20 protein-coding genes are annotated in these 23,244 nt (G+C 70.4%); all 20 read right to left on the reverse strand.

What is annotated here, in order from left to right; translation table 11 throughout:
* Positions 1 to 24: 24 nt before the first annotated feature.
* The 20 genes from ureG to recJ all read right to left on the reverse strand — a co-directional run bounded on the left by ureG (position 25) and on the right by recJ (position 23,159).
* A complete protein-coding gene (ureG, locus tag FO470_RS10340) occupies positions 25 to 669 on the reverse strand; it encodes an urease accessory protein UreG (RefSeq protein ID WP_144342890.1) in 645 nt (214 codons plus the stop codon).
* A gap of 32 nt (positions 670 to 701) precedes the next feature.
* The gene (locus FO470_RS10345; RefSeq protein WP_144342891.1) at positions 702 to 1,409 is read right to left on the reverse strand and encodes an urease accessory protein UreF; all 708 of its coding nucleotides are present in this window, start codon (positions 1,407 to 1,409) and stop codon (positions 702 to 704) included.
* A gap of 8 nt (positions 1,410 to 1,417) precedes the next feature.
* Positions 1,418 to 2,212 (reverse strand): urease accessory protein UreE, encoded by a 795-nt coding sequence (locus FO470_RS10350; protein ID WP_144342892.1) that lies wholly within the window; start codon positions 2,210 to 2,212, stop codon positions 1,418 to 1,420.
* Positions 2,213 to 2,266: 54 nt separating this feature from the next.
* The gene (ureC, locus tag FO470_RS10355) at positions 2,267 to 3,979 is read right to left on the reverse strand and encodes an urease subunit alpha (protein WP_144342893.1); all 1,713 of its coding nucleotides are present in this window, start codon (positions 3,977 to 3,979) and stop codon (positions 2,267 to 2,269) included.
* 75 nt (positions 3,980 to 4,054) lie between these two features.
* Positions 4,055 to 4,678 carry an urease subunit gamma gene (locus FO470_RS10360; RefSeq protein ID WP_144342894.1) on the reverse strand — a complete coding sequence of 208 codons (624 nt, stop codon included), beginning with the start codon at positions 4,676 to 4,678 and terminating at the stop codon, positions 4,055 to 4,057.
* Between the two features lie 40 nt (positions 4,679 to 4,718).
* The gene (locus FO470_RS10365; RefSeq protein ID WP_144342895.1) at positions 4,719 to 5,588 is read right to left on the reverse strand and encodes an urease accessory protein UreD; all 870 of its coding nucleotides are present in this window, start codon (positions 5,586 to 5,588) and stop codon (positions 4,719 to 4,721) included.
* Positions 5,563 to 6,258, reverse strand: coding sequence for an urea ABC transporter ATP-binding subunit UrtE (gene urtE, locus FO470_RS10370; protein ID WP_144342896.1), 696 nt, complete (start codon positions 6,256 to 6,258; stop codon positions 5,563 to 5,565). The genes FO470_RS10365 and urtE overlap by 26 nt, the downstream gene beginning before the upstream one ends.
* 4 nt (positions 6,259 to 6,262) lie before the next feature.
* The gene (urtD, locus tag FO470_RS10375) at positions 6,263 to 7,078 is read right to left on the reverse strand and encodes an urea ABC transporter ATP-binding protein UrtD (RefSeq protein WP_246659549.1); all 816 of its coding nucleotides are present in this window, start codon (positions 7,076 to 7,078) and stop codon (positions 6,263 to 6,265) included.
* 10 nt (positions 7,079 to 7,088) lie between these two features.
* A complete protein-coding gene (urtC, locus tag FO470_RS10380) occupies positions 7,089 to 8,246 on the reverse strand; it encodes an urea ABC transporter permease subunit UrtC (RefSeq protein WP_144342897.1) in 1,158 nt (385 codons plus the stop codon).
* A complete protein-coding gene (gene urtB / locus FO470_RS10385) occupies positions 8,243 to 9,841 on the reverse strand; it encodes an urea ABC transporter permease subunit UrtB (protein WP_144342898.1) in 1,599 nt (532 codons plus the stop codon). Before urtB ends, urtC begins: the two co-directional genes overlap by 4 nt.
* A gap of 177 nt (positions 9,842 to 10,018) precedes the next feature.
* Positions 10,019 to 11,329 carry an urea ABC transporter substrate-binding protein gene (gene urtA, locus FO470_RS10390; RefSeq protein ID WP_144342899.1) on the reverse strand — a complete coding sequence of 437 codons (1,311 nt, stop codon included), beginning with the start codon at positions 11,327 to 11,329 and terminating at the stop codon, positions 10,019 to 10,021.
* Positions 11,330 to 11,524: 195 nt separating this feature from the next.
* Positions 11,525 to 12,712 carry an aminotransferase gene (locus tag FO470_RS10395; RefSeq protein WP_144342900.1) on the reverse strand — a complete coding sequence of 396 codons (1,188 nt, stop codon included), beginning with the start codon at positions 12,710 to 12,712 and terminating at the stop codon, positions 11,525 to 11,527.
* Between the two features lie 88 nt (positions 12,713 to 12,800).
* Positions 12,801 to 13,910 (reverse strand): DUF1513 domain-containing protein, encoded by a 1,110-nt coding sequence (locus FO470_RS10400; protein ID WP_144342901.1) that lies wholly within the window; start codon positions 13,908 to 13,910, stop codon positions 12,801 to 12,803.
* A 12-nt stretch (positions 13,911 to 13,922) separates the two neighbouring features.
* Positions 13,923 to 15,047, reverse strand: a complete 1,125-nt coding sequence (locus FO470_RS10405) for an imelysin family protein (protein ID WP_144342902.1) — start codon at positions 15,045 to 15,047, stop codon at positions 13,923 to 13,925.
* 13 nt (positions 15,048 to 15,060) lie between these two features.
* Complete coding sequence (locus FO470_RS10410) at positions 15,061 to 16,332, reverse strand: di-heme oxidoredictase family protein (RefSeq protein WP_144342903.1); 1,272 nt, start codon at positions 16,330 to 16,332, stop codon at positions 15,061 to 15,063.
* Positions 16,332 to 17,795, reverse strand: coding sequence for a multicopper oxidase family protein (locus FO470_RS10415; protein WP_246659550.1), 1,464 nt, complete (start codon positions 17,793 to 17,795; stop codon positions 16,332 to 16,334). Before FO470_RS10415 ends, FO470_RS10410 begins: the two co-directional genes overlap by 1 nt.
* Positions 17,796 to 17,799: 4 nt before the next feature.
* Positions 17,800 to 19,089: an imelysin family protein gene (locus FO470_RS10420; RefSeq protein ID WP_144342904.1), complete on the reverse strand. Its 1,290-nt coding sequence runs from the start codon at positions 19,087 to 19,089 to the stop codon at positions 17,800 to 17,802.
* A 175-nt stretch (positions 19,090 to 19,264) separates the two neighbouring features.
* Positions 19,265 to 19,552, reverse strand: a complete 288-nt coding sequence (locus tag FO470_RS10425) for a hypothetical protein (protein ID WP_144342905.1) — start codon at positions 19,550 to 19,552, stop codon at positions 19,265 to 19,267.
* A gap of 308 nt (positions 19,553 to 19,860) precedes the next feature.
* Positions 19,861 to 21,123, reverse strand: a complete 1,263-nt coding sequence (locus FO470_RS10430; RefSeq protein WP_144343256.1) for a BaiN/RdsA family NAD(P)/FAD-dependent oxidoreductase — start codon at positions 21,121 to 21,123, stop codon at positions 19,861 to 19,863.
* A gap of 215 nt (positions 21,124 to 21,338) precedes the next feature.
* Positions 21,339 to 23,159: a single-stranded-DNA-specific exonuclease RecJ gene (gene recJ / locus FO470_RS10435; protein ID WP_144342906.1), complete on the reverse strand. Its 1,821-nt coding sequence runs from the start codon at positions 23,157 to 23,159 to the stop codon at positions 21,339 to 21,341.
* Positions 23,160 to 23,244: the final 85 nt, after the last annotated feature.

The raw sequence follows: 23,244 nt of genomic DNA on the forward strand, positions 1-23,244 counted from the left end.
GAGTCTAGAAGTACTCCGCTCCGGTCAGTGCGCCGCGGCTTCGGCCGGGCTCTCGGCGAGACCGCCGGTCTCCACGATGAAGCGCGCCACCTCCGCGACGCCGTCGCCCGCCCGCACATTGGCGAAGACGAACGGCCGGCGGCCGCGCATCCGGCGCGAATCCCGGTCCATCACCTCCAGCGAGGCGCCGACCAGCGGGGCGAGGTCCACCTTGTTGATCACCAGAAGATCCGAACGGGTGATGCCGGGACCGCCCTTGCGCGGGATCTTCTCGCCGGCGGAAACGTCTATGACGTAGATGGTGAGGTCGGCGAGCTCGGGCGAAAAGGTCGCGGCGAGGTTGTCGCCGCCGGATTCGATGAGGATGAGGTCCAGCTTCGGGAAACGCCCGCGCATCTCCGCGATGGCGGCCAGATTGGCGGAGGCGTCCTCGCGGATGGCGGTGTGCGGGCAGCCGCCCGTCTCCACGCCCATGATGCGCTCAGCCGGCAGCGCGCCGGCGCGGGTGAGGATTTCGGCATCCTCCTTGGTGTAGATGTCGTTGGTGATGGCGCACAGGTCGTAGCGGTCGCGGAAGGCCCGGCACAGCGCCTCCATCAGCGCCGTCTTGCCCGAGCCGACGGGGCCGCCGATGCCGACCCGGAGCGGGCCGCTGGTCTCGCTCGCCATGGAACCTCCCGCCATGAAACTCCCCCTTGCCTTCAGCTGCGGAACAGCCGCGTGTACTGCGTCTCGTGACGCATGGATGCAATGTCGGACCTGAGCGCCGCGCCGCCGATCCGCTCCAGCGGCACCGCGTCCGCCAGCCGCGCGACCTCGCGCACGGCGGCCGTCGCGGCGGCGAGCGCCTTGTTGCCATCGGTCTGGCCGAGCGGCACGAGGCGAACCGCCGCCGAGATGAGGTTCGCCGCCACGGCGTTGAGATAGGCCGCCAGTGTCGGCGCCAGCGGCAGGCCATGGGCGGCGGCGGCGATGCCCACCGCCACCGGATAGGCCACGCGCCCGTCCCAGATGGCCGCCAGCCGCTCGAATATCGGCGCGGGCCAGGCAGCGCGGGTCGCCGTGACGAAGGCATCGCCCTGGTTGAGCGTCTCCATCTGCCGCTCCCGCGATGGCGCGAAGGCGGCTGCCAGCTCCAGCACCTCGACGAGGCGGGGCTCGTCTCCGGCCTCCACGGCATGGAACGCATGGGCCAGCAGAACGGCATCGGCGAACGGCCCGCCATGGCGCAGGAGGTCGTCGACCCAGCCGATCAGCGACGCGACGTCACGGATGTCCTGCGTCTCGACGGCCCATTCGAGACCGTGCGAATAGGCGAAGGCGCCGACCGGATAGGCCGGCGACAGCCAGACGAAGAGCGCCAGCAGATCGGGCGAGGCGCCTCCCGGCGCTGTGGCGGCCTCGCTCATCCCGTATCCTAGTGGCCGTGCCGGTGGCCATGGCCATGATGCTCATGACCGTGGTGCTCGTGGTCGTGATGCTCGTGATCGTGGCCGTGCTGATCATGGCTGTGGTCATGGCCGCAACCGCAGGCGTGGCCGTGCTCGTGGGCGTGTTCATGGCCGTGCTCATGGGCATGCTCGTGACCATGGCCCTCGCCATGGACGTGCAGCAGGTCGCGCTCGCGGGCCTTATGACCATGCTCGTGCCCGTGCTCATGGCCGTGATGGTCATGATGCTCGTGACCATGATGGTGGTCGTGATCGTGATGATCGTGGCCGCAGCCGCACGCCTCGCCGTGGTGGTGATCATGCTCGTGGTGATGGCCGTGCGCCTCGGCGGCCTCGTAGGCGCCGCCCTCCGGCTCGAAGGCCGCTTCCACCACGTCCACGCTCGCGCCGAGGCCGCGCGCCATCTCCTCCAGCACGCTGTCGCGGGCGATGCGGATGCGGTCGGCCAGCAGCTCGGCGGGCACATGGCGGTTGCCCAGGTGCCAGGCGAGGCGGGCGAGATGATGGGCGTCGCGGGCCACGATCTCCGCCACCGGCTCCTCGGCCGCGACCACCGCGACGGTGCGCCCGTCCTCCAGCGCCAGCCCGTCGCCGTCCTTCAGCCGCGTGGCCTCGTCGAGGTCCAGCAGGAAGGCGACATCGCCCTCGCCGCGCATGGCGATGCGCCGGCGATAGCGCCCGTCATGAGGCAGCACGACGCGATCAGCGGCGGTCGCGACGTCCCAGCTACCAGCGGGCAGAACCTGACGGGCACGGATCATGATGGTCTCCTTCGGAGCAAGGCTTCGGCTGGCGCGCAGCCTGAACCCCGATCCTTAGAACAGGAAGTAGCGCTGCGCCATGGGCAGCTCTGTCGCCGGCGCGCAGGTCAGCAGCTCGCCATCCGCCCGCACCTCATAGGTTTCCGGGTCGATCTCCAGCTGCGGCGTCGCGCCATTGTGAATCATCGACGCCTTGCCGATGCCCCCGCGCACGTTCTCCACCGCCACGACGGACTTCTCGAGCCCGAGCCGGCCGCCGACGTCGAGCTCCGCCGCCGCGCGGGAGACGAAGGTGAGGCTGGTCGCCGTCCGCGCCTTGCCATAGGCGCCCCACATCGGGCGGTAATGCACCGGCTGCGGGGTCGGGATCGAGGCGTTGGGATCGCCCATCTGCGCGGCGACGATGGCGCCGCCCTTGATCACCATGTCCGGCTTGGTGCCGAAGAAGACCGGCGACCAGACGACGAGATCGGCCAGCTTGCCCTTCTCCACCGAGCCGATATGGCGCGACACGCCATGAGCGATGGCGGGGTTGATGGTGTATTTCGCGATGTAGCGCTTGGCCCGCGCATTATCGTTGCGCTCGGTATCGCCCGGCAGCCGGCCGCGCTGGAGCTTCATCTTGTGCGCGGTCTGCCAGGTGCGGGTGATCACCTCGCCCAGCCGGCCCATGGCCTGGCTGTCCGAGCTCATCATCGAGATCGCGCCGAGATCGTGCAGGATGTCCTCGGCCGCGATGGTCTCCTTGCGGATGCGGCTCTCGGCGAAGGCGAGATCCTCGGCGATCAGCGGATCGAGGTGATGGCACACCATGAGCATGTCGAGATGCTCGTCGAGCGTGTTCACGGTGAAGGGCCGCGTCGGGTTGGTGGAGGACGGCAGCACGTTCGGCAGGCCGACCACCTTCATGATGTCCGGCGCGTGGCCGCCGCCGGCGCCCTCGGTGTGGAAGGCGTGGATGGTGCGGCCCTTGAAGGCGGCGACGGTGTCCTCGACGAAGCCGCTCTCGTTGAGCGTGTCGGTGTGGATCATCACCTGGATGTCGTAGTCGTCGGCCACCGACAGGCAGTTGTCGATCGCCGCCGGGGTGGTGCCCCAGTCCTCGTGCAGCTTCAGCGAGCAGGCGCCGGCCTCGATCATCTCCACCAGCGGGCCGGGCAGCGAGACGTTGCCCTTGCCGGAGATGGCGAGGTTGACCGGGAAGCTGTCGAAGGCGCGCAGCATCATCTCGATGTGCCAGGCGCCCGGCGTGCAGGTGGTGGCGTTGGTGCCCGCCGCCGGGCCGGTGCCCCCGCCCAGCATGGTGGTGACGCCGCTCATCAGCGCGTGCTCGATCTGCTGCGGGCAGATGAAATGGATATGGCTGTCGAAGCCGCCGGCGGTGACGATCTTGCCCTCGCCGGCGATGACCTCGGTCGAGGCGCCGATGACGATGTCGACGCCGGGCTGGATGTCCGGGTTACCGGCCTTGCCGATGGCGGCGATGCGCCCGTCGCGCAGGCCGATGTCGGCCTTCACGACGCCCCAGTGATCGAGGATCAGCGCGTTGGTGATCACCGTGTCGACGGCGCCCTGGGCGCGCGTCACCTGCGACTGGCCCATGCCGTCGCGGATGGTCTTGCCGCCGCCGAACTTCACCTCCTCGCCATAGACGGTGAGGTCCTTCTCCACCTCGATGACGAGCGAGGTGTCGGCGAGACGGACGCGGTCGCCGGTGGTCGGGCCGAACATGTCGGCATAGGCGGCGCGGGAAATCTTGATGGACATGGGGAATTCCGTTCGAGACGATCCGTTCGGGCGAAGGGCGGGAGGCGGGGCGAAGGGCGGGCCGCGTTCAGCGCGTCACAGCGCGCCCATCACGTCCTGGCGGAAGCCGTAGACCTCCCGCTTGCCGGCGAGGGCGACCAGCTTCACCTCGCGGCTCTGGCCGGGCTCGAAGCGCACGGCGGTGCCGGAGGGGATGGCGAGGCGCATGCCGCGGGCCTTCTCCCGCTCGAAGGCGAGCGCCGGGTTGGTCTCGAAGAAGTGGTAATGGCTGCCGACCTGGATCGGCCGGTCGCCGGTGTTGGCGACGGTGATGGCGACGATCTCGCGGCCGGCCAGCAGCTCGATCTCGCCCTCGTCCACCAGCACCTCGCCCGGCGCGCCGGCCGCGTGGCCGGCGGAGGCGATCGGCTCGTGCACGGTGACGAGCTTGGTGCCGTCTGGGAAGGTCGCCTCGACCTGGATCTCGTGGATCATCTCGGCGACGCCGGGCATCACCTGCTCGGGCGAGAGCACGGTGGTGCCGAGCGTCATCAGCTCGGCCACCGTCCGGCCGTCGCGCGCGCCCTCCACCACCGTGTCGGTGATCAGCGCCACCGCCTCGGGATGGTTCAGCTTCACGCCGCGCTCGAGGCGGCGGCGGGCCACCATGGCCGCCATGGCGACGAGGAGCTTGTCCTTCTCGCGCGGGCTCAGATTCATCGGTACGTCTCCGGCTCTGCAAAAGCGAACGGTACTTGCATCAGGAATGCCAGATGCGCGGGATCTCGGCGACGCCGAGCGCGCCGACGACGCGGCGGATGGCGGAATCGAGCGGTGCGCCGTCGCGGGCCAGCAGGCGGACGGAGAGCATGCCGTCCCACGTACTGGCGCCGGCGTCGAGGTTCTCCGGCAGTTCGTCCGGCAGGCCGAGCGCCTCGCGGACCGCTTCCAGCCGGCCCTCGGCATCGGGCGCGAAGAGGAGGATGGTCGCGAAGGCCGCCCAGCCGCCGGCCGTGGCGCGGCGGTCGAGCATCGAAGCGATGTCGCCGTCGAGCTGCAGGCCGTCCGCATAGACCAGACGCCCGCCGCGGCGGATGCGCCAGCTGTCGTGAAGCCGGCCGTGCGACAGGCGCTCGCCCCGCGCCGTGCGGCCAAGCACCACGGGCTCGACGAGCAGCAGACGCGCGTCCGGCGCGATATCGGCGGCGATGGAGCGCTCGATGCGCGCGCCGTCGAAGACGATGGTGGCCTGCGGCAGCCAGTCGAGCGACGCGCCCGCCTCCGCCGCCAGCTCGACCCCGATGCGCGAGACCGCGCCATCCGAGCGATAGACCTTCTCGGCGGCCTGGGTCGTGACCACAAGTTGGGCATCGCGCCCCGCGCGCAGGCAGGTCTGCGCGCTGTCGCCCCCGGCGAGACCGCCGCCGGTGTTGATCATCACCGCTTCCAGCGAGCGGCCGCGACGGCCGGAAAGCGGGAAGCGGACGCGGGCGAAGCCGGCCTCCTCGATGCGTCCGCGCACGGTGCGCCCTTCCAGCGCCCGAACCTCGACCGAGAGCCGCCCCTGCCCCCGCCGCTCGACCGGGATCGAGGCGGGAGCGGGCTCAAACGGCAATTCGGTTGCGTACATCGGGGTCCTCGAGTGCGGCGCCGTCGCCCGACAGAACGACCGCGCCGCGCTCCATCACGATGAAATGGTCCGCCAGTTCCCTGGCGAAGTCGAAATACTGCTCGACCAGCACGATGGCCATGTCGCCCTTGCTGCGCAAGTAGCGGATGGCATTGCCGATATCCTTGATGATCGAGGGCTGGATGCCCTCGGTCGGCTCGTCCAGAACCAGCACCTTCGGCCGCATGGTGAGCGCCCGGCCGATGGCGAGCTGCTGCTGCTGACCGCCCGACAGGTCGCCGCCGCGCCGGCGCATCATCGAATCCAGCACCGGGAACAGCGAGAACACGTCGTCGGGGATGAAACGGTCGGCGCGCCTGACCGGCGCGAAGCCGGTCTCCAGATTCTCCGCCACGGTGAGCAGCGGGAAGATCTCGCGCCCCTGCGGCACGAAGGCGATGCCGCGCCGCGCCCGCTCGGATGGGGCCATGGCGGTGATGTCCTCGCCGTTGAAGCGAATGGCCCCCTTCGCCACCGGCGCCTGCCCGACGATGGCGCGCATGAGGCTGGTCTTGCCCACCCCGTTGCGCCCGAGCACGCAGGTGACCTTGCCGGGCTCGGCGGTGAGCGAGACGCCGCGCAGGGCCTGCGCCGCGCCGTAGAACAGGTTGATGTCGTCGACTTCGAGCATGCCGTCAGCGCCCCAGATAGACTTCGATGACGCGCTCATTGGCGCTGACCTGATCGAGCGTGCCTTCGGCCAGCACGGAGCCCTCGTGCAGGCACATGACCCTGACGCCGAGATCGCGCACGAAGGTCATGTCATGCTCGACCACGACCACGGAATGCCCGTTGGCGTTGATCTCGCGCAACAATTCGGCGGTCTGCGCAGTCTCGGCATCCGTCATGCCGGCGACAGGCTCGTCGACGAGGAGGAGCTTGGGGTCCTGCGCCAGCAGCATGCCGATCTCCAGCCACTGCTTCTGGCCGTGCGACAGCGCCCCGCCGAGGCGGTCGCGATGCTCGGTCAGCCGGATGGTCTCGAAGATCGCGTCGATGCACTCGCGCTCGGCCGCCGTCTCGCGGCGGAAGATGTTGGGCAGCGCCGAACGCTGCCCCTTCAGCGCCAGGCGCAGATTGTCGAGGACGGTGTGGCTCTCGAACACGGTCGGCTTCTGGAACTTGCGGCCGATCCCCAGCGTCGCGATCTCGGTCTCGTCGAGCCGGGTCAGGTCGGTGGTGCCGCCGTTGAAGAAGACGTCGCCCTTGTCGGGGCGGGTCTTGCCGGTGATCACGTCCATCATCGTGGTCTTCCCGGCGCCGTTCGGGCCGATGATGGCCCGCATCTCGCCGGGATCGACGGTGAAGGACAGCTCGTTCAGCGCACGGAAGCCGTCGAAGGTGACGGTCACGGCGTTGAGGTAGAGCAGCGCCTCGGTCAGCGTCTTCTTCGCCGCGCCGAGCCCGTCGTCGGGTTCGATGTCCCGGACCAGCGTTTCGGTATCGCTCATCGCTTTCCCCTCACTCGGCCGGCTTCGGCGCGGCGGCCGGCTCGGCGCCGGGAATGTCGTCGCTCGCCCGGCGGCGGGCCCGCCAGTCATAGAAGGTGCCGACGATGCCCTTGGGCAGGAACAGGGTGACGGCGACGAACAGGCCGCCGAGCATGAACAGCCAGTAGGGCGCGAGCAGGCCGGAGGTGAAGTAGGTCTTGGCGTAGTTCACCAGCACCGCCCCCAGCGCCGCGCCGACCAGCGTGCCGCGCCCGCCCACCGCCACCCAGACGATGATCTCGATGGAGTTGGCGGGCGAGAACTCGGACGGGTTGATGATGCCGACCTGCGGCACGTAGAGCGCGCCGGCGATGCCCGCCAGCATGGCGGAGACCACGAAGGCGACGAGCTTGTAGTTCTCCGCCCTATAGCCGGTGAAGCGCACGCGGGTTTCCGCGTCGCGGATGGCGACCAGCACCTTGCCGAAATGCGAGCGCACGAGGAAGCGGCACAGCACGTAGCCGAGCCCGAGCGCCACGGCGGAGAGCACGAACAGCACGACGCGCGTGCCATCCGCCTGGATGTTGAAGCCGAGAATGTCCTTGAAGTCGGTCAGGCCGTTATTGCCGCCGAAGCCCATGTCGTTGCGGAAGAAGGCCAGCAGCAGGGCGAAGGTCATCGCCTGGGTGATGATCGACAGATAGACGCCGGTGACGCGCGAGCGGAAGGCGAACCAGCCGAACACCAGCGCCAGGATGCCCGGCGCCAGCAGCACCATCAGCGCGGCGAAGGGGAACAGGTCGAAGCCGTACCAGAACCAGGGCAGCTCCTTCCAGTTGAGGAACACCATGAAGTCCGGCAGCACCGGATCGCCATAGACGCCACGCGGGCCGATCTGGCGCATGAGGTACATGCCCATCGCGTAGCCCCCGAGCGCGAAGAAGGCGCCGTGGCCGAGCGAGAGGATGCCGACATAGCCCCAGATGAGATCCACCGAGAGGGCGAGCAGCGCATAGGTGAGGTACTTGCCGAGCAGCGAGACGACATAGGTGGGCACGTGCAGGGCACTGTCCGGCGCCGTCAGCAGATTGAGCGCCGGCACGAGCACCACCGCGGCGCCGAGCACGCCGAGGAAGACGAGGCCACTGGTGGTGAGAAGGGCCGGCGGGCGGGTTTCGCTCGTGCTCATGCTTCGATCGACCTCCCCTTGAGGGCGAAGAGGCCACGCGGGCGCTTCTGGATGAACAGGATGACGATGACCAGCAGCGCGATCTTGCCGAGCACCGCGCCGGCATAGGGCTCCAGCAGCTTGTTGGCGACGCCGAGCGACATGGCGCCGACCAGCGTGCCCCAGAGATTGCCGACGCCGCCGAACACCACGACGAGGAAGCTGTCGATGATGTAGCTCTGGCCGAGGTTCGGCGAGACGTTGTCGATCTGGCTCAGCGCCACACCCGCCATGCCGGCGATGCCGGAGCCGAGGCCGAAGGTCATGGCGTCCACCCAGTTGGTGCGGATGCCCATGGAGGCGGCCATGCGCCGGTTCTGCGTCACCGCGCGCATCTCCAGCCCGATGCGGGTGAGCCGCAGCACGGCCAGCAGGGCGACGAAGACCAGTAGCGCGAAGACGATGATCCAGAGCCGGCCATAGGTGATGGAGAGCTGGCCGATCTCGAAGGAGCCCGACATCCAGCTCGGGGCGCCGACCTCGCGGTTGGTCGGGCCGAACAGGGTGCGGATCGCCTGCTGCAGGATCAGCGAGATGCCCCAGGTGGCGAGCAGCGTCTCCAGCGCCCGGCCATAGAGGAAGCGGATGACGGTGCGCTCGATGATCACGCCGATGAGGCCGGTGAACAGGAAGGCCAGCGGGATGGCGATGATGAGCGACCAGTCGAACAGGCCGGGATTGTGGGTGCGGATCAGTTCCTGCACGACGAAGGTGGTGTAGGCGCCCAGCATCACCATCTCGCCATGCGCCATGTTGATGACGCCCATCACGCCGAAGGTGATGGCGAGGCCGATGGCGGCGAGCAGCAGCACCGAGCCGAGCGACAGGCCGTACCAGACGTTCTGCGCCGCACCCCACAAAGCGAGGTTGCGCTCGATGCCGGCGATGGCGGCGGCGGCGGCGTCCTTCACCGCCGGCGAGGCGTCGGCCGGCACGCTGCGCAGGAGGGCGAGCGCGTCCTGATTGCCCTGCGCGCCCACCACCTCGATGGCGGCGATGCGGTCGGCCTCGGACACGCCGGCCTGACCGATGACGATGGAGGCGCGCGCGAGCGCCAGCGCCGACTTCACCTTCGGGTCGGTCTCCTTCGCCAGCACGGCGTCGAGCGCCGGCAGCGCCGCCACGTCGCGCGAGCGGCCGACGGCCTGCGCCGCCTCCAGCCGCTTCGCGGGATCCGGACTGACCAGCGACAGCGCGCCGCTCGCCGCCTCGATGGCGCGGCGGACGCGGTTGTTGACGCGCACGGGCTTCACCGCCGGCGCATCGGCGACCGGCTGCCGGGTGAGCGGATCGAGCAGCGCCCCGCCCTCCCCCTGGATGAACACGCGGGGCGGCGTGCCGCCGAAGACCAGCCTGCCCTCGGCGAGCGCCGAGACGATGCCGACGGCGGCCGGATCGCCGCTCAGCGCCAGCACCGAAAGGGCGGCTTCGGTGTCGTCGTACTTGTTGGTGGCGAGCTGGGCGAGCGCGCCGCCGACGTCCTGCGCCTCGGCGCGCCCGGCGAGGGCGGCGGCCGACAGCGCGGCGGCGGACAGCACGGCGAGCGCGAGGAGCATCACGCGGCTCAGGCGGCGAAGGCGAGCGCTGGGGATCATCATCGTCCGTCGATTGGGCGCTGGGGATGGCCGGAGCAGGCTCCGGCGGCGACGGCGGTACGCGGACCGGCCGCCCGGGGGCGGCCGGTCGTGTTCGGAAGGCCGGGCGAGGTCACGAACTCCGCCCGGGAGCCGGCCTCACTGGCCGGCGCCGCCGCACTTGCCGGTCTTCACGTTGAAGTTTCCGCAGTTGAGCGGGGAGCGCCAATCGGCGATCAGGTCCTTCGAGCCTTCGAGGTAGGGCGACCATTCCTCGGCGACGATCAGGCCCGGGGTCTGCTCGACGATGTCGAACTGGCCGTCATCCTTGATCTCGCCGATGAGCACCGGCTTGGTGATGTGGTGGTTCGGCATCATGGTGGAGAAGCCGCCCGAGAGGTTCGGCACGGAGACGCCGATGAGCGCCGGGATGACCTTGTCCGGCTCGGTGGTGCCGGCCTTCTCGACCGCCTTCACCCACATCTCGAAGCCGATGACGGTGGCCTCCATCGGGTCGTTGGTGACGCGCTTGTCGTTCTTGATGTAGCCGCGCCACTTCTTGATGAACTCCTCGTTCTCCGGCGTGTCGACGGACTGGAAGTAGTTCCACGCGGCGAGGTGGCCGACCAGCGGCTTGGTGTCGATGCCGGCGAGCTCTTCCTCGCCGACGGAGAAGGCGACGACGGGGATGTCGGTGGCCTTGATGCCCTGGTTGCCGAGCTCCTTGTAGAAGGGCACGTTGGCGTCGCCGTTGATGGTGGAGACGACGGCCGTCTTCTTGCCGGCCGAGCCGAACTTCTTGATGTCGGCGACGATGGTCTGCCAGTCGGAATGACCGAACGGCGTGTAGTTGATCATGATGTCCTCGGCGGCGACGCCCTTGGACTTCAGATAGGCTTCCAGGATCTTATTGGTGGTGCGCGGATAGACGTAGTCGGTGCCGGCGAGCACCCAGCGCTTCACGCCCTCGTTCTCCATGAGGTAGTCGACGGCGGGAATGGCCTGCTGGTTCGGGGCGGCGCCGGTGTAGAACACGTTGCGCTCGCTCTCCTCGCCCTCGTACTGGACGGGATAGAACAGGATGGAGTTCAGCTCCTTGAACACCGGGAGCACGGACTTGCGGGACACCGAGGTCCAGCAGCCGAACACCACCGCGACCTTCTCCTTCTCGATCAGCTCGCGCGCCTTCTCGGCGAAGAGCGGCCAGTTCGACGCCGGGTCGACCACCACCGCTTCCAGCTTCTTGCCCAGAACGCCCCCCTTCGCGTTCTGCTCCTGAACCATGAACAGCACGGTGTCCTTCAGCGTGGTCTCGCTGATGGCCATGGTGCCCGACAGCGAATGCAGCACGCCGACCTTGATCGTTTCCTGCGCGTGAGCGGGCACGCTGGCCGCGGCCAGCGCGAGCGTCGCCGCGCCGACGGCGGCGCGGCCGGCTGCACGCCGCGCCTGGGTGAACAGGTTGAGCATCGTTGTTCCCTTCTGGAGTTCACGCGCAGGACCCCCGTCCGCGCGCCGAAGGAAACAAGAGCAATGGGCATGCCAAAGGTCGGGCGCCCGGCCCCACCAAGCCGGGTCTCACCGCAGCCCGGCCGCCCCAACGACAGAAACGATCAATAAATAGGCAAAATAGTCACATTTCGGGCGTTTGCCCGAGAGCACCCGCTACTTGTATGCATCCGAGGCGGAGGTGCCCGCCAGCCGCTCGGCGCCGACGGCGGAAAGACGGTTCAGCGCCCGGTCGAGCGTGGCATCCGTCTTGGCGAAGCAGAAGCGGATGACGCTCTCCACCGGCTGCTCGGCGTAGAACGCCGATACCGGGATCGCGGCGACCCGCTCGCGCTCCACCAGCCGCCGGCAGAACGCCTCGTCGCGCAGGGCGGGATCGAGCGGAGCAAGATCGACGTTGAGGAAGTAGGTGCCGGCGGAGGGCAGCACGCTGAAGCCGAGCCCGGCGAGGCCCCGCGCCAGCCGGTCGCGCGAGCGCTGCAACCCGGCGCGGGTCGACAGGAACCAGTCGCGCTCCTTGCCGAGCCCGTAGGCCACCGCCTGCTGAAGCGCCGGCGGCGTGGTGAAGGTGAGGAACTGGTGGGCGCGCGAGAGCGCCCGCATCAGCTCCGGCGCGGCGCACACGAAGCCGACCTTCCAGCCCGTCATGCCGAAGATCTTGCCGGCCGAGCCGATCTTCACCGCCCGCCCGCGCAGCCCCGGCAGCGACAGCACCGAATGATGGGAGAGGCCGTCGAAGATGACGTGCTCCCAGACCTCGTCGCTGATCAGCACCGCCCCGGAGCGGGTGCAGAAACGGGCGAGGATATCCAGCTCGTCGCGCCCGAAGACGCGGCCGGTGGGATTATGCGGGTTGTTGAACAGCACGAGGCGGGTGCGCGGCGAGAAGACCTGCGCCAGCGCTTCCTCGGTGATCCGCCAGTGCGGAGGCACCAGCCGCACGAGCCGCGGCACGCCACCGGCCCGCTGCACGAGCGGCAGATAGGCGTCGTAGAGCGGCTGGAACAGCACGACCTCGTCGCCCGGCTCGATGAGGGCAAGAAGCGCGCCGGCGATCGCCTCGGTCGCGCCGGACGTCACCATGACCTCGCTCTCGGGATCGAGGTCGAGGCCCTGCCACGCCCGATAATGCGCCGCCACGGCATGGCGCAGCTCCGGCGTGCCCATCATCGGGGGGTACTGGTTCCAGCCGTCGACGATCGCTTCGGCCGCCTTCTGCCGGACGTCGAGCGGACCGGGATCGTCGGGAAAGCCCTGGCCGAGATTGACCGCGTCATGCTCGCGGGCGAGGCGCGACATGGTTTCGAAGACGGTGGTCGGCAGGGAGGCGAAGAGGGAATTCATTCCACGGACCGGATTCGGAATAACGGCGTTCGAACGCTGTGCATCCGTTTTATCCGGCGGCGGGCAAAAGGAAAGGCCCGCGCGTCTATCAGGCTGCCAGCACCGCGTGATTGTCGAAGCGCGGTCCGCCGGAGCGCCGGGCCAGAACGCCGAGGCTGTCGCCATCGGTGCCGATCAGCACGGTCTCGCCGAGCCCGCTGGTGGCGAGGAAGCGGCCCGCCTCGCGCGTCGGCGCCAGACCGCAGCCATCGACCAGCGGCAGCGTGCCGACGAAGCGCCCGTCCCGGCGCCAGACGGCGACCATGTTGCCGCGCGGGCTCGCCGCCGCGACGAAGGCGCCGGAGGCATCGAGCGCCACCGAGCCGACATAGGTGCGCAGCCCGCGCCACGCCTCCTCCGGGGCGTCGAAGGCGCGCAGGCCGTTTGCCTCCACCGCGTAGAGGAGCGGACGGGCGATGCCGTCCGCCAGCAGGTCCTGCGCGGCGACCACGGTGAAGCCGTCGTGGCCGGAGGTCAGATGGCGCAGCGATAACGAGGCGAGATCCTCGTCCAGCTCGGCGACGGAGCGCACCGCGCCGGTGACGGGATCGAGCCGGGCGACGCTGGAGCCGGCGATCTCGGCGCCGAGCGCTTCCGGCGTGTGGGGCTCGATGCCGCCATTGGCGACGACGAGCGCGCCGCCGGCCGGCAGCATGTCATGCGGCCCCATGCCGGAGGACGCCCATTCCGCCTCGATGGCAAAGCCCGCCTCGACCACGCGGCGCGAGACCGTGCCCTGCCCGCTGGCACGGTCGATCTCCACCGCGAGGAAACGCTGGCCGCCATCCACGAACCGGCCATGGCCGGAAAACACCCGCCCCTCGCCCGGCTCGAAGGTCGCCAGCACGGAGCCGGCGCGCCGGTCGAACAGCACCGCGGTGGTGCCGGGACGACGGGCGACGGCCACCGCCGTGCGCCCGTCCGGGCTCGGTTCCACCCAATGCAGGCGCTGCGTGCCGGCACCGACCGACGTCGCGGCGAAATCGGGCGCCAGCACCACCGGCGCGAAGCCGCCCTCGACACCGGCAGTGGCGAGCCATTCGGCTTCCAGCAGATGATCCTGCGCGTGCGCGGCACCGCCGAACAGAACGCGCGGCGCGACCGCCAGGCCGCTGAGCCGGCCCAGCAGCGAGCGGCGGGAAAGATCGAGACGTCCCATCCCCGCCTCCCCTCAGTCGCCGTCGAGCGCGTTGAAGCCGAGCGGCACGCCGAGACCGGCGGCCAGTGGGCTGGCGACGCTTGCCTGCGCCGCCTTGAAGGCGGCGGCCGCGCCTTCCAGCGTCTTGCGGCCCTGCGCCGTGGTCGCCGCCGCGCCGATGTCGTCGGGCAATCCTTCGGCGGCCGCGCGGGCGGCCTGCATGGTCTTGGCGATGCTCGCCTGATCCTTGGCGGCGAGCCCCTGCGCGAGGCGCTCCGCCAGCTCGCCGGCGCTGGCGATGATGGCGACGATGGTTTCCTTCGACAGGCCGCTGCGGCGGCGGTCGGCCAGAAGCGGCCTGGCCTCGTCCGGGTTCTTGCCCAGCACCACCAGCAGGCGCTGGTCGACGACGCGCTGATAGGCACCGGCGAGATCGGTCACGATCTGGCTCAGCAGGGCGTTGGGCTCGGGGAAGTAGACGGGGTCCGCCTTGCCGGCGAGAAGCTGGGCAAGAAGGCCCCCGCTCTTGCTTCCCCAGCCGTCGCGCAGTTCGCCGGCGATGATGGCGAGGTTGCCGGCGACAGCCCGGCCGAGGGCACAGCGGCGCAACGCTTCCGGGCCGGACAGCAGCGCCGCCTCGGCGCCGTCGTCATAGAGCAGGCGCTCCATCGCGGGCAGGCCCTGCACCGCCGCGCTGAGACGGAAGAAGCGGTCCGGCTGCAAGCGCTCGTCGGTTGGATCGGCGACGATCTCCGCCACCGAGCGCCCGACGGCGTTGCGCCGCTCGGGGAACAGGTTGAAGCGATCCGCGCGCAGCGACAGCATCACCGGGCCGAAGGTGATGAACTCCACCGAGGCCCAGGCATCGGAAACGGCGGCGAAGCGCGCCTTCAGCCCGGCCACGCCCTCGGCGGAAGGAGTCTTGCAGAAAGCCTCCCACGCCTCCTGCTGGGCCTTCGCGCCGGCAAGCAGCGTGTCGTAGCGCGGCAGCAGCCAGCTCTCGACCACGTCGGGCGCCGAGATCGCGGCGGCATGGGCGCGGCTGACGAAGATGTTGCCGATGAGCGCGGTGGCGGCCGCGATGGCGGGCACGCCCTGCGCCGCCTGCCCGATCTGGCTCGCCAGCGCCAGCGCCACGGCGAAGGGGGAGCGGTTCATGGTCGGCCTCGCTCTAGAGGGAAGAGACATAATCGATCAGCGTCCGGCGCTCCCTCGCGTCCAGCGCCTCGAAACGGGTGCGGGCGCCCGCCGCCTCGCCGTCGTGCCAGCCCACGGCTTCGGCGACGGTCGCGGCGCGGCCATCGTGCAGCAGGCCGACACCGCGCGCCAGCGCGCCGGAGATGCCGGCCAGCGGCGCGGTGCGCCATTCGCCGGCCGCCGCGCCCGGCACGCCGGAGGTGTCGGCCAGTCCCGCGCCCATGTCGTGCAGCAGCACGTCTGTGTGGAGCGACACGCTGCCGCCGCCGCGCGTGGGCAGCGAGGGACGGTGGCAGGCGGTGCAGCCCGTGGCGGCGAAGAGCTTCGCACCGCGCGCCTCGGCAACCGCCCCGCGCGCATCCGCCTCCGATGCCGGCAGCTTGAGGCCGCGCAGATAGGCGACGATGCGGTCGACGATAGCGGCGGAGATTTCCGGCTCGCCCTCCGCGTCGCGCCCGTGCGGCGCGCTGCGGCAGGCGGTTTGCGCCTCCGTGCAGTCGCCCCACGGCTCGGGCCGCAGCGGCGTCGACAGGCCGAGATCGAGCGCGAAGGCTTCCGAGGTCTGGCCCGCCAACGTCGGGTGGCTCGCCTTCCAGCCGAAGCGGCCGACGACGGAGCCGCCCTCGGGCGGCTCGAACCGCCGCGCGCGGCCGCGCACCCCGTCGCCGTCGCGATCGTCCGGGTCCTCGAGGGCGAGAATGGCCGCGTCGTCCACCAGCTCCAGCTTGCCGCGCCCGCGCAGGTCCGGCGCGGCGCGCAGGGAGACATGCGTCGCCGGATCGAGCGGGCCGTAGCCGGGCACCTCGATGCGCGGCACGCGGCGGCCCTTCTCCACCGAGACGGCGAAGGTGCCCTCGGCCGGAACGCCCGGCAGCGTCATGGTCTCCAGCCGGTGGCCATAGACGGGATCGCCCTGGCCATCGGCGCGGAACAGCGACAGCACCAGGCCGAGCCCGTCCGGCCGCCCGGCCCCGTCGAGCGCCGTGGCGCCGTGCCGCGCGCCGCCGGGATGGCAGGCGGAGCAGGAGCGCGCGTCGAAGAGCGGGCCGAGGCCGTCATTGGCGCGGGTGGAGCTCGGCGCCGGCACCCAGGGCCGCTCGAACAGCGCCTTGCCGATGGCGGCGTCGAGACGACTGTCCTCGGCAAGGGCGGGCGCCGGGAGAAGCGCCAGACCGAGCAGGACGGCACGCAGCGACCGGACGCCCGAGGAGGGCGCCGGGCGCCGGGCATGGTGGCGGCGGCCCATCACACGATCCGGAAATAGCCCATCATCCCGGTCTCCATATGCTCCAGGATGTGGCAATGGAACACCCAGTCGCCCGGCGCGGCGACGAAGGCGACCGTCACCGCCTCGCCGGGCTGCACCAGCACCGTATCGGCGAAATGGCGCGGCAGGCGGTCGAGGCTCGACGACAGCACCTCGAAGGCGTGGCCGTGCAGGTGCACGGGATGGGGGAAGCGCGTCTCGTTCTTGATCTCGACGGCATAGGAGCGGCCCGTCGTCATGCGCGCCAGCGGCGGCGGCACGTTGCGGCGACTGCCGGTCGGCCAGGATTCGGAATCGATGCCCCAATAGGTGGTCGAGCCGACGCACAGGCTGTCGAGCAGCGCCTTGGCCAGCGGGTCGTCGGGCGGCAGGGCGATGTCCTTCACCGCCGCGTCGGTCGCCTGCTGGAGGGTGAAGGACAAGCGCTCCGCCTTCTTCATGTCCGGGCGCGGCAGTTCGGGCTTCGGCAGCGCGAGTGGCCCCTTCCGTGGCCGGGCAACCTTGCCCTCGGCGGCGATGGTGGCGAAGTGGTAGATGTCGGCAGCGCGGTAGTCGCCGACCTGCACCGGGCTGCCGTCGCGTGGCATGCGCAGATGCACATCGATGCGCTGCGCCGGCCCCATGCGCCAGACGCCGTCCGGCAGGTCGTCGAGCCGCACGGGCTTGAGCGCATGGCCGTCCACCGCGATGAGCCACGCCTCGCCGCCCTCGACGCCGATATCCATGATGCGGGTGGAATCGACGTTGAGGATGCGCAGCCGCACATCCCCGCCCGCCGGCGCCGTCAGGTTCAGCGAGGCGGCGCCGTTGACGGTGCGCGTGGCGCCGAAGGTGCCGGCCTTGGAGGCGCCGTCGGGCTCGGAGAGCTCGAGGAAGCCGCCATCGTCGGCGAGCCGCCAGTCCTTGAGCGTCAGCACGTACTCGGCGTCGAATGCCGGATCGCGCGGATCCTCGACAATGAGCACGCCCACCAGCCCCCGCCCCGCCTGGCCGGTCTCGTCGCAATGGGGATGGAAGAAGAAGGTGCCGGGATCGTCCAGCGGCAGCAGGTGCACGAAGCTTCCGCCCGGCTGCACCAGCGGCTGGGTCAGGGTCGGCACGCCGTCATATTCGTTCGGCATGCGGATGCCGTGGAAATGCAGCGTCGAGCCTTCGTGCATCCCGTTCAGGAAGGTCGCCTGAAGCCGGGTGCCGCGCGGCAGGCGCAAGGTGCGGAACGGCTCCCCGTCATAGGCGAGGATGCGGGTCGCCGGCCTGTCGGGCCCGAGCAGCTTCAGCTCGGACTCGCCGGCCTTCAGCGCCACCGTCCGCGTCGGCGCGAAGGGCGCGGGAACCCGCGCCTGTCCGGTCCGCGTCGGCGCGAGCCACGCCGATGCCCCGAGGACCGCGCCCGCGCCGAGAAAGGCGCGGCGCGAGAGACCCGCGCCGCTCTTCTTCATCATGGCCTCACTGACCGACCTTGGACGGATCGTCCAGGCTGTCCGAGCCCTCGACCTTGATCTTGAGCTTCAGCGCGCCGACCACGCCCTCGATGGCGCGGGTCTGGGCGACGAGCGCGTCGACACCCTTCTGCACAAGCGCGTTGCCCTCGGCATTGCCCTCGCCGATCATCTGGTCGTAGGCCTGCTTGCCGCTGTCGGCCTCGTCCTTGATCGCCTTGAGGGCGGCCAGCGCGACGGCGACCTTGACGTCGGCTTCCTCGGCAGCCTTCGGCGCGACGGCGGCCGCATAGGCGGCGACCGACGGCCCCTCGACCACCGAGCCATCCACGCGGGTGTACTTGCCGCGATAGATCGAGGCGATGCCCAACTCGTCATAATAGTGCGAGTTGTGGGTGTTGTCGGAGAAGCAGTCGTGCTCCTCCTCGGGATCGTGGAGGATGAGGCCGAGCTTCATGCGCTCGCCCGCCAACTCGCCATAGGAGAGCGAGCCGAGGCCGGTGAGGATGGTGCCGAGAGCGGCCTTGTCCTTCTGCTTCGCCACGGCAGCGCGGGCCTTGCCCTTGGCGCCCCACGCCTTGGTCATGTCCTCGAGATCGGACACGAGCAGATCGGTGGCGGCCTTCAGATAGGCGGCGCGGCGGTCGCAATTGCCGTTGGTGCAGTTCGTGGTCGAGTAGTCGGTGGCCGGGCGCTTGCCGGCACCGGCGCCCGTGCCGTTGAGGTCCTGGCCCCACAGCAGGAACTCGATGGCGTGGTAGCCGATGGCGACGTTCGACTCGACGCCGCCCGCCTCCTGAAGGCTGTCCAGCAGCTTCGGCGTGATCTTCGAGGCGTCGATGGTCTTCTTGCCGACGCGGATCTTGGTGTTGGCGATCACGTTGGCGGTGTAGAGCGGGTTCTCGTCCGAGGAGTCGCCGTAGCTCTTGTCGACATAGTCGATCAGCCCCTCGTCGAGCGGCCAGGCGTTCACGCGGCCTTCCCAGTCATCGACGATGGCGTTGCCGAAGCGGTAGCCCTCGGACTGCTGGTAGGGCACGCGGGCGGCCTTCCAGGCGGCCTTGGCCTTGTCGAGATTGGCCTCGGTCGGGTCGGCGACGAAGGCATTGACCGCCGCCTGCAGATCCTTGGCGGTCTTCAGGCTGTCGGCATACATCGCCTCGGCGATGTTGGCGTAGGTGACGACGATGTCGCGCACCTTCGGGGCGTTGTCGGCCGCAGCCGGGCCGGCCGCAACGATGGCACCCAGCGCGACGGCCGCGAGAAGCGGCGCGGCGAACAGTGATCTGGCTCGCATGGAATGTCTCCTCCCGCCGGCGTCGCGGCGTCATAGCGGGAGACTCCTACGCCACCGCCCCAAGAAGTCGCAAGTGTTCGGACTTACTTTAGAACGCTTTCATACTGCGATGACACGGAACACAAGCGCGGAAGACATGTAAATCCGCAGCAATACTTGCCTCGCCGCCTCCCGCTTATGACGCAGGGTCAAGAAGCGGCTGCAGCGCTTCGGCCAGTTCGTCGTCGGTCACGGTCGACAGCGGTTTCATGAGTTTGGCCGCCTCGGTGCGCCGGCCCGGCCGCATGACCAGCACGACCGTCTCGGCCCCGCCGCAGGCGGGATCGCCGCACGCGATCTCACTGATCGAGATGGTGGTTTCCTCGCCCACGCCCAGCAGCACGCGCGCCTTGGTCGCAAGCTCGCGCGCCGCATCCGGTGCGGCCTCGCCGGCCGATCCCCGGCGGAAGAACAGACGTGCCATGCCTACCTCTCGCGTCCCGTCGCGTCGCGCCCCTCACCGCAGGGAGTTAAGCGCCCCGCGCGGACGGCGCAAGCCGCGGACGCGAGCACCGTCGCCGGCAAAGTAAAACACAGATCCAATAGTTTAGAACTATAATAATATCGGAAGATAATCGTTGTACATGACGAAAAGCGCGCGTATTTATCCTCGCAACGCCGACGATGAACCGCGAATACCACTCGCGACCATCGAACTTACCGGCAAATCCTTCGCGAGACCCTTATCCCGGCAGGTCTCGTGAACCGCGCGGGACGACGGCACGCGCTCCCTCAGCTGTCGTCCCGCGCCATTTCCCTCTCATCCCCGGCCGCCCACGGACCGGCCCACGCCTCCGGCGCGGGGCGGTTCAGCCATTGCAGCGCGCCACAGGCTGCCGCGAAGCCGGTGGCGAAGCTCGCCTGCAGGAGATAGCCGCCGGTCGGCGCCTCCCAATCCAGCATCTCGCCGGCGGCGAAGACGCCGGGACGGGCGCGCAGCATCAGACGCTCGTCGAGGGCGGCGCGCGCGATGCCCCCGGCCGACGATATCGCCCGCTCCAGCGGCGCCATGGCGGTCGCCACCAGCGGAACGGCCTTGACCCGCCGCGCCAGCGCCTCCGGTTCTGCCGGCAGCGGGAAGGCCGCCTCGCGCAGGAGACCCGCCGCAGCGGGGGACAGGCCCGCCGCCTTGCGCAGCCAGTTCGCCAGCGTCTCGCCCTTGCGGGCGCGCGCCAGCCGGGCCGCGAGGGCATCGAGGCCGAGGTCCGGCCGCAGGTCGATCTCGAAGGCGACCTGCCCCTCGCGGGCGATGGCTTCCCGCAGCCGGGCGGACTGGGCATAGACCACGCCGCCCTCCAGCCCGGCGGCATCGATCATCGCCTCGCCGCGCACGCTCACCCCCTCGACCGCGAGCGCGATGCGCTTCAGCGGCTCGCCGGCGAAGCGGGTGCGGAACGCTTCCGACCAGCCGATGCGCACGCCGCTGTTTGCGGCACGCAGCGGCGCGACGGCGATGCCCTGCTCCTCGAGGATCGCGACCCAGCCGCCGTCGCTGCCGAGGCGCGGCCAGCTCGCGCCGCCCAGCGCGAGGATGGCGACGTCGCAGGAGACCTCGCCTTCGCCCTCCGGGGTTTCGAAGCGCAGCGCTCCCCCGGCGCCCCAGCCGAGCCAGCGGTGCCGGCTCGCCAGCCGCACGCCGAGCCCCTCCAGCTGGCCGAGCCAGGCGCGCAGCAGAGGCGACGCCTTGAAGCTCCTGGGGAAGACGCGGCCGCTCGACCCGACGAAGGTCGCCTCGCCGAGCCCTTCGGCAAAGGCGCGCAGCCGGCCGGGTGGGAAAGCGTCGATCATCGGCGCCAGCCACTCCGCCGCCGCGCCGTAGCGGGCGAGGAACGGCGCGCGCGGCTCGGAGTGGGTGAGGTTCAGCCCGCCGCGCCCGGCGATGAGGAATTTTCGCGCCGGCGAGGCCATGCGCTCATAGACCGTCACCCGGCAGCCGGCCCGCGCCAGCGTCTCGGCGGCGATCAGACCCGCCGGGCCGGCGCCGATGACGGCCACCGAGGGAATCCGCGAGTCGCTGTCGTGGCTTGGACTCACCGGCTGAGCTTTCGATTCAGGGTTAACGCGGTCTTAATTCCGCAGTGCCGCCAGCCGCTTGGGCCGGGGAACGCGGTGGGCGATTCCGCTGGTGGAAGAGGTTCCGCGACGGCTTCAAACACCGATTCAACAGTCTGACGAATTGATTCCGGAATCTGACACAACGCCATGTATTCTCACGGCATTTCCGTTGAGGCGAGGTCGCTGACGCGCAGGCTCACCTGCGTGCGCCCCTGCCAGGTGTCGAGATCGAGCGTGCCGGCGACATGGACCTGCTGGCCGCGCGCCGCCATCAGCGCCTGACCGAGCGGGGCGTTGGCCGCGCGGAAGGCAACGCCGGAGATGACCGCCCCGTCCGAGCCGCGCAGGCGCACCCGCACCTGATCGGCATTGCCCGCCTCGGCATAGATGACACGATGGGCGGGGAAGGCGAAGACGGGCTGCGGATTGCCGGCGCCGTAGGGCCCCGCCCGCTCCATGAGGTCGACCAGATCCGGCGTCGCGCCGGCCGCCGAGAGGGCGCCGTCGATCATCGTCTCGTCCACCGCCCGCGCCTCCTCGACGGAGACGGTCAGCGCCTCCTCCAGATAGGCGCGCAGGTCCCCGAGCCGGTCGCGCGCCACGGTGAGGCCCGCCGCCATGGCGTGGCCGCCGCCCTTCACCAGAAGGCCGAGCTCGACCGCCCCGCGAACCGCCCGGCCGACATCGACGCCGGGGATGGAACGGGCCGAGCCGGCGCCGGTCTCGCCGGTGAAGGCGATGGCGAAGGCCGGGCGGCCGAACTTCTCCTTCAGCCGCGCGGCGACGAGGCCGACCACGCCGGGATGCCAGCCCTGCCCGCTGGAGAGGATCACCGCCCCCTCGCCCGCCAGACCGAGGGCAGCCTCGGCTTCGGCTTCCGCCTCGGCGACGATGGCCCGCTCGACCTGCTGGCGCTCGGTGTTCAGCCGGTCGAGCTCGGCGGCGATCGCCTGCGCCTCGATGGGATCGCGGGTGAGCAGCAGCCGGGTGCCCAGACCCGCGTCGCCGATGCGCCCGCCGGCATTGATGCGCGGGCCGAGCAGGAAGCCGAGGTGCCATGCCTTGGGGGGGCCGGAGAGGCGCGCAGCGTCCATCAGCGCCGTGAGGCCGGGGCGCTCGCGCTTCCTCAGCTGGAGAAGGCCCTTGGTCACATAGGCGCGGTTGAGGCCGAGCAGCGGCACGACGTCGGCCACCGTGCCGAGCGCCACGAGGTCGAGGCTGGCGAGCAGGTCCGGCTCGGGCCGCTCCGCGTTCCACCAGCCGCGCCGGCGCAGTTCCCGCACCAGCCCGACCGCCACCACGAAGACGAGGCCGACGGCGCACAGGTGCCCGAGGCCGGAGAGGTCGTCCACGCGGTTGGGGTTCACCAGCGCCTCGACCGCGGGCAGCGTCTCGCCCGCCTGATGATGGTCGATCACCACGACGTCGAGGCCGATCTCGCGGGCGCGGGCGAAGGGCTCGAAGCTCATCGTGCCGCAGTCGACGGTGACGAGCAGGCTCGCGCCGCGCGCGGCCAGCGCCTCGATGGCGGGAATGTTCGGCCCGTAGCCCTCGAAGATGCGGTCGGGAATGTGGAAGGCAGGATCGAGCCCGCCGGCACGCAGCACCTCGACCAGCAGGGCGGTCGAGGTGGCGCCGTCCACGTCGTAGTCGCCGAACACCGCGACGGATTCGCCCTTCACCACCGCGTCGGCCAGCCGGGCGACGCAGGCGCCCATATCGGTGAGCGTGTCGGGATCGGGCAGCAGGCGGCGCACGGTCGGGTCGAGCCACGCCTCGACCTCGTCGATGCCGACGCCGCGCCCGGCGAGCACGCGGGCGAGGATCTCCGGCACGCCGTGACGCTGCACCATGGCGAGGGTGGCCTGCGCGGCGCGCGCGTCGAGCCGCTCGCGCCAGAAGCGGCCCGTGACCGAGCGGGAGACGCCGAGGAACGGCCGGGGCGCCGGCGCGGCGGTGGGAAGGACGAGACTCATGGCCCGCAGGATAAGCACGATGCGCCGCGCGCATGAAGCCGTTCCCCGCGCACGGCACGCCCGCGCCGCCGTTTTCGCCCGGCCG

Origin of the sequence: Ancylobacter moscoviensis, from assembly GCF_007559435.1 — a bacterium.
Taxonomy (GTDB): domain Bacteria; phylum Pseudomonadota; class Alphaproteobacteria; order Rhizobiales; family Xanthobacteraceae; genus Ancylobacter; species Ancylobacter moscoviensis.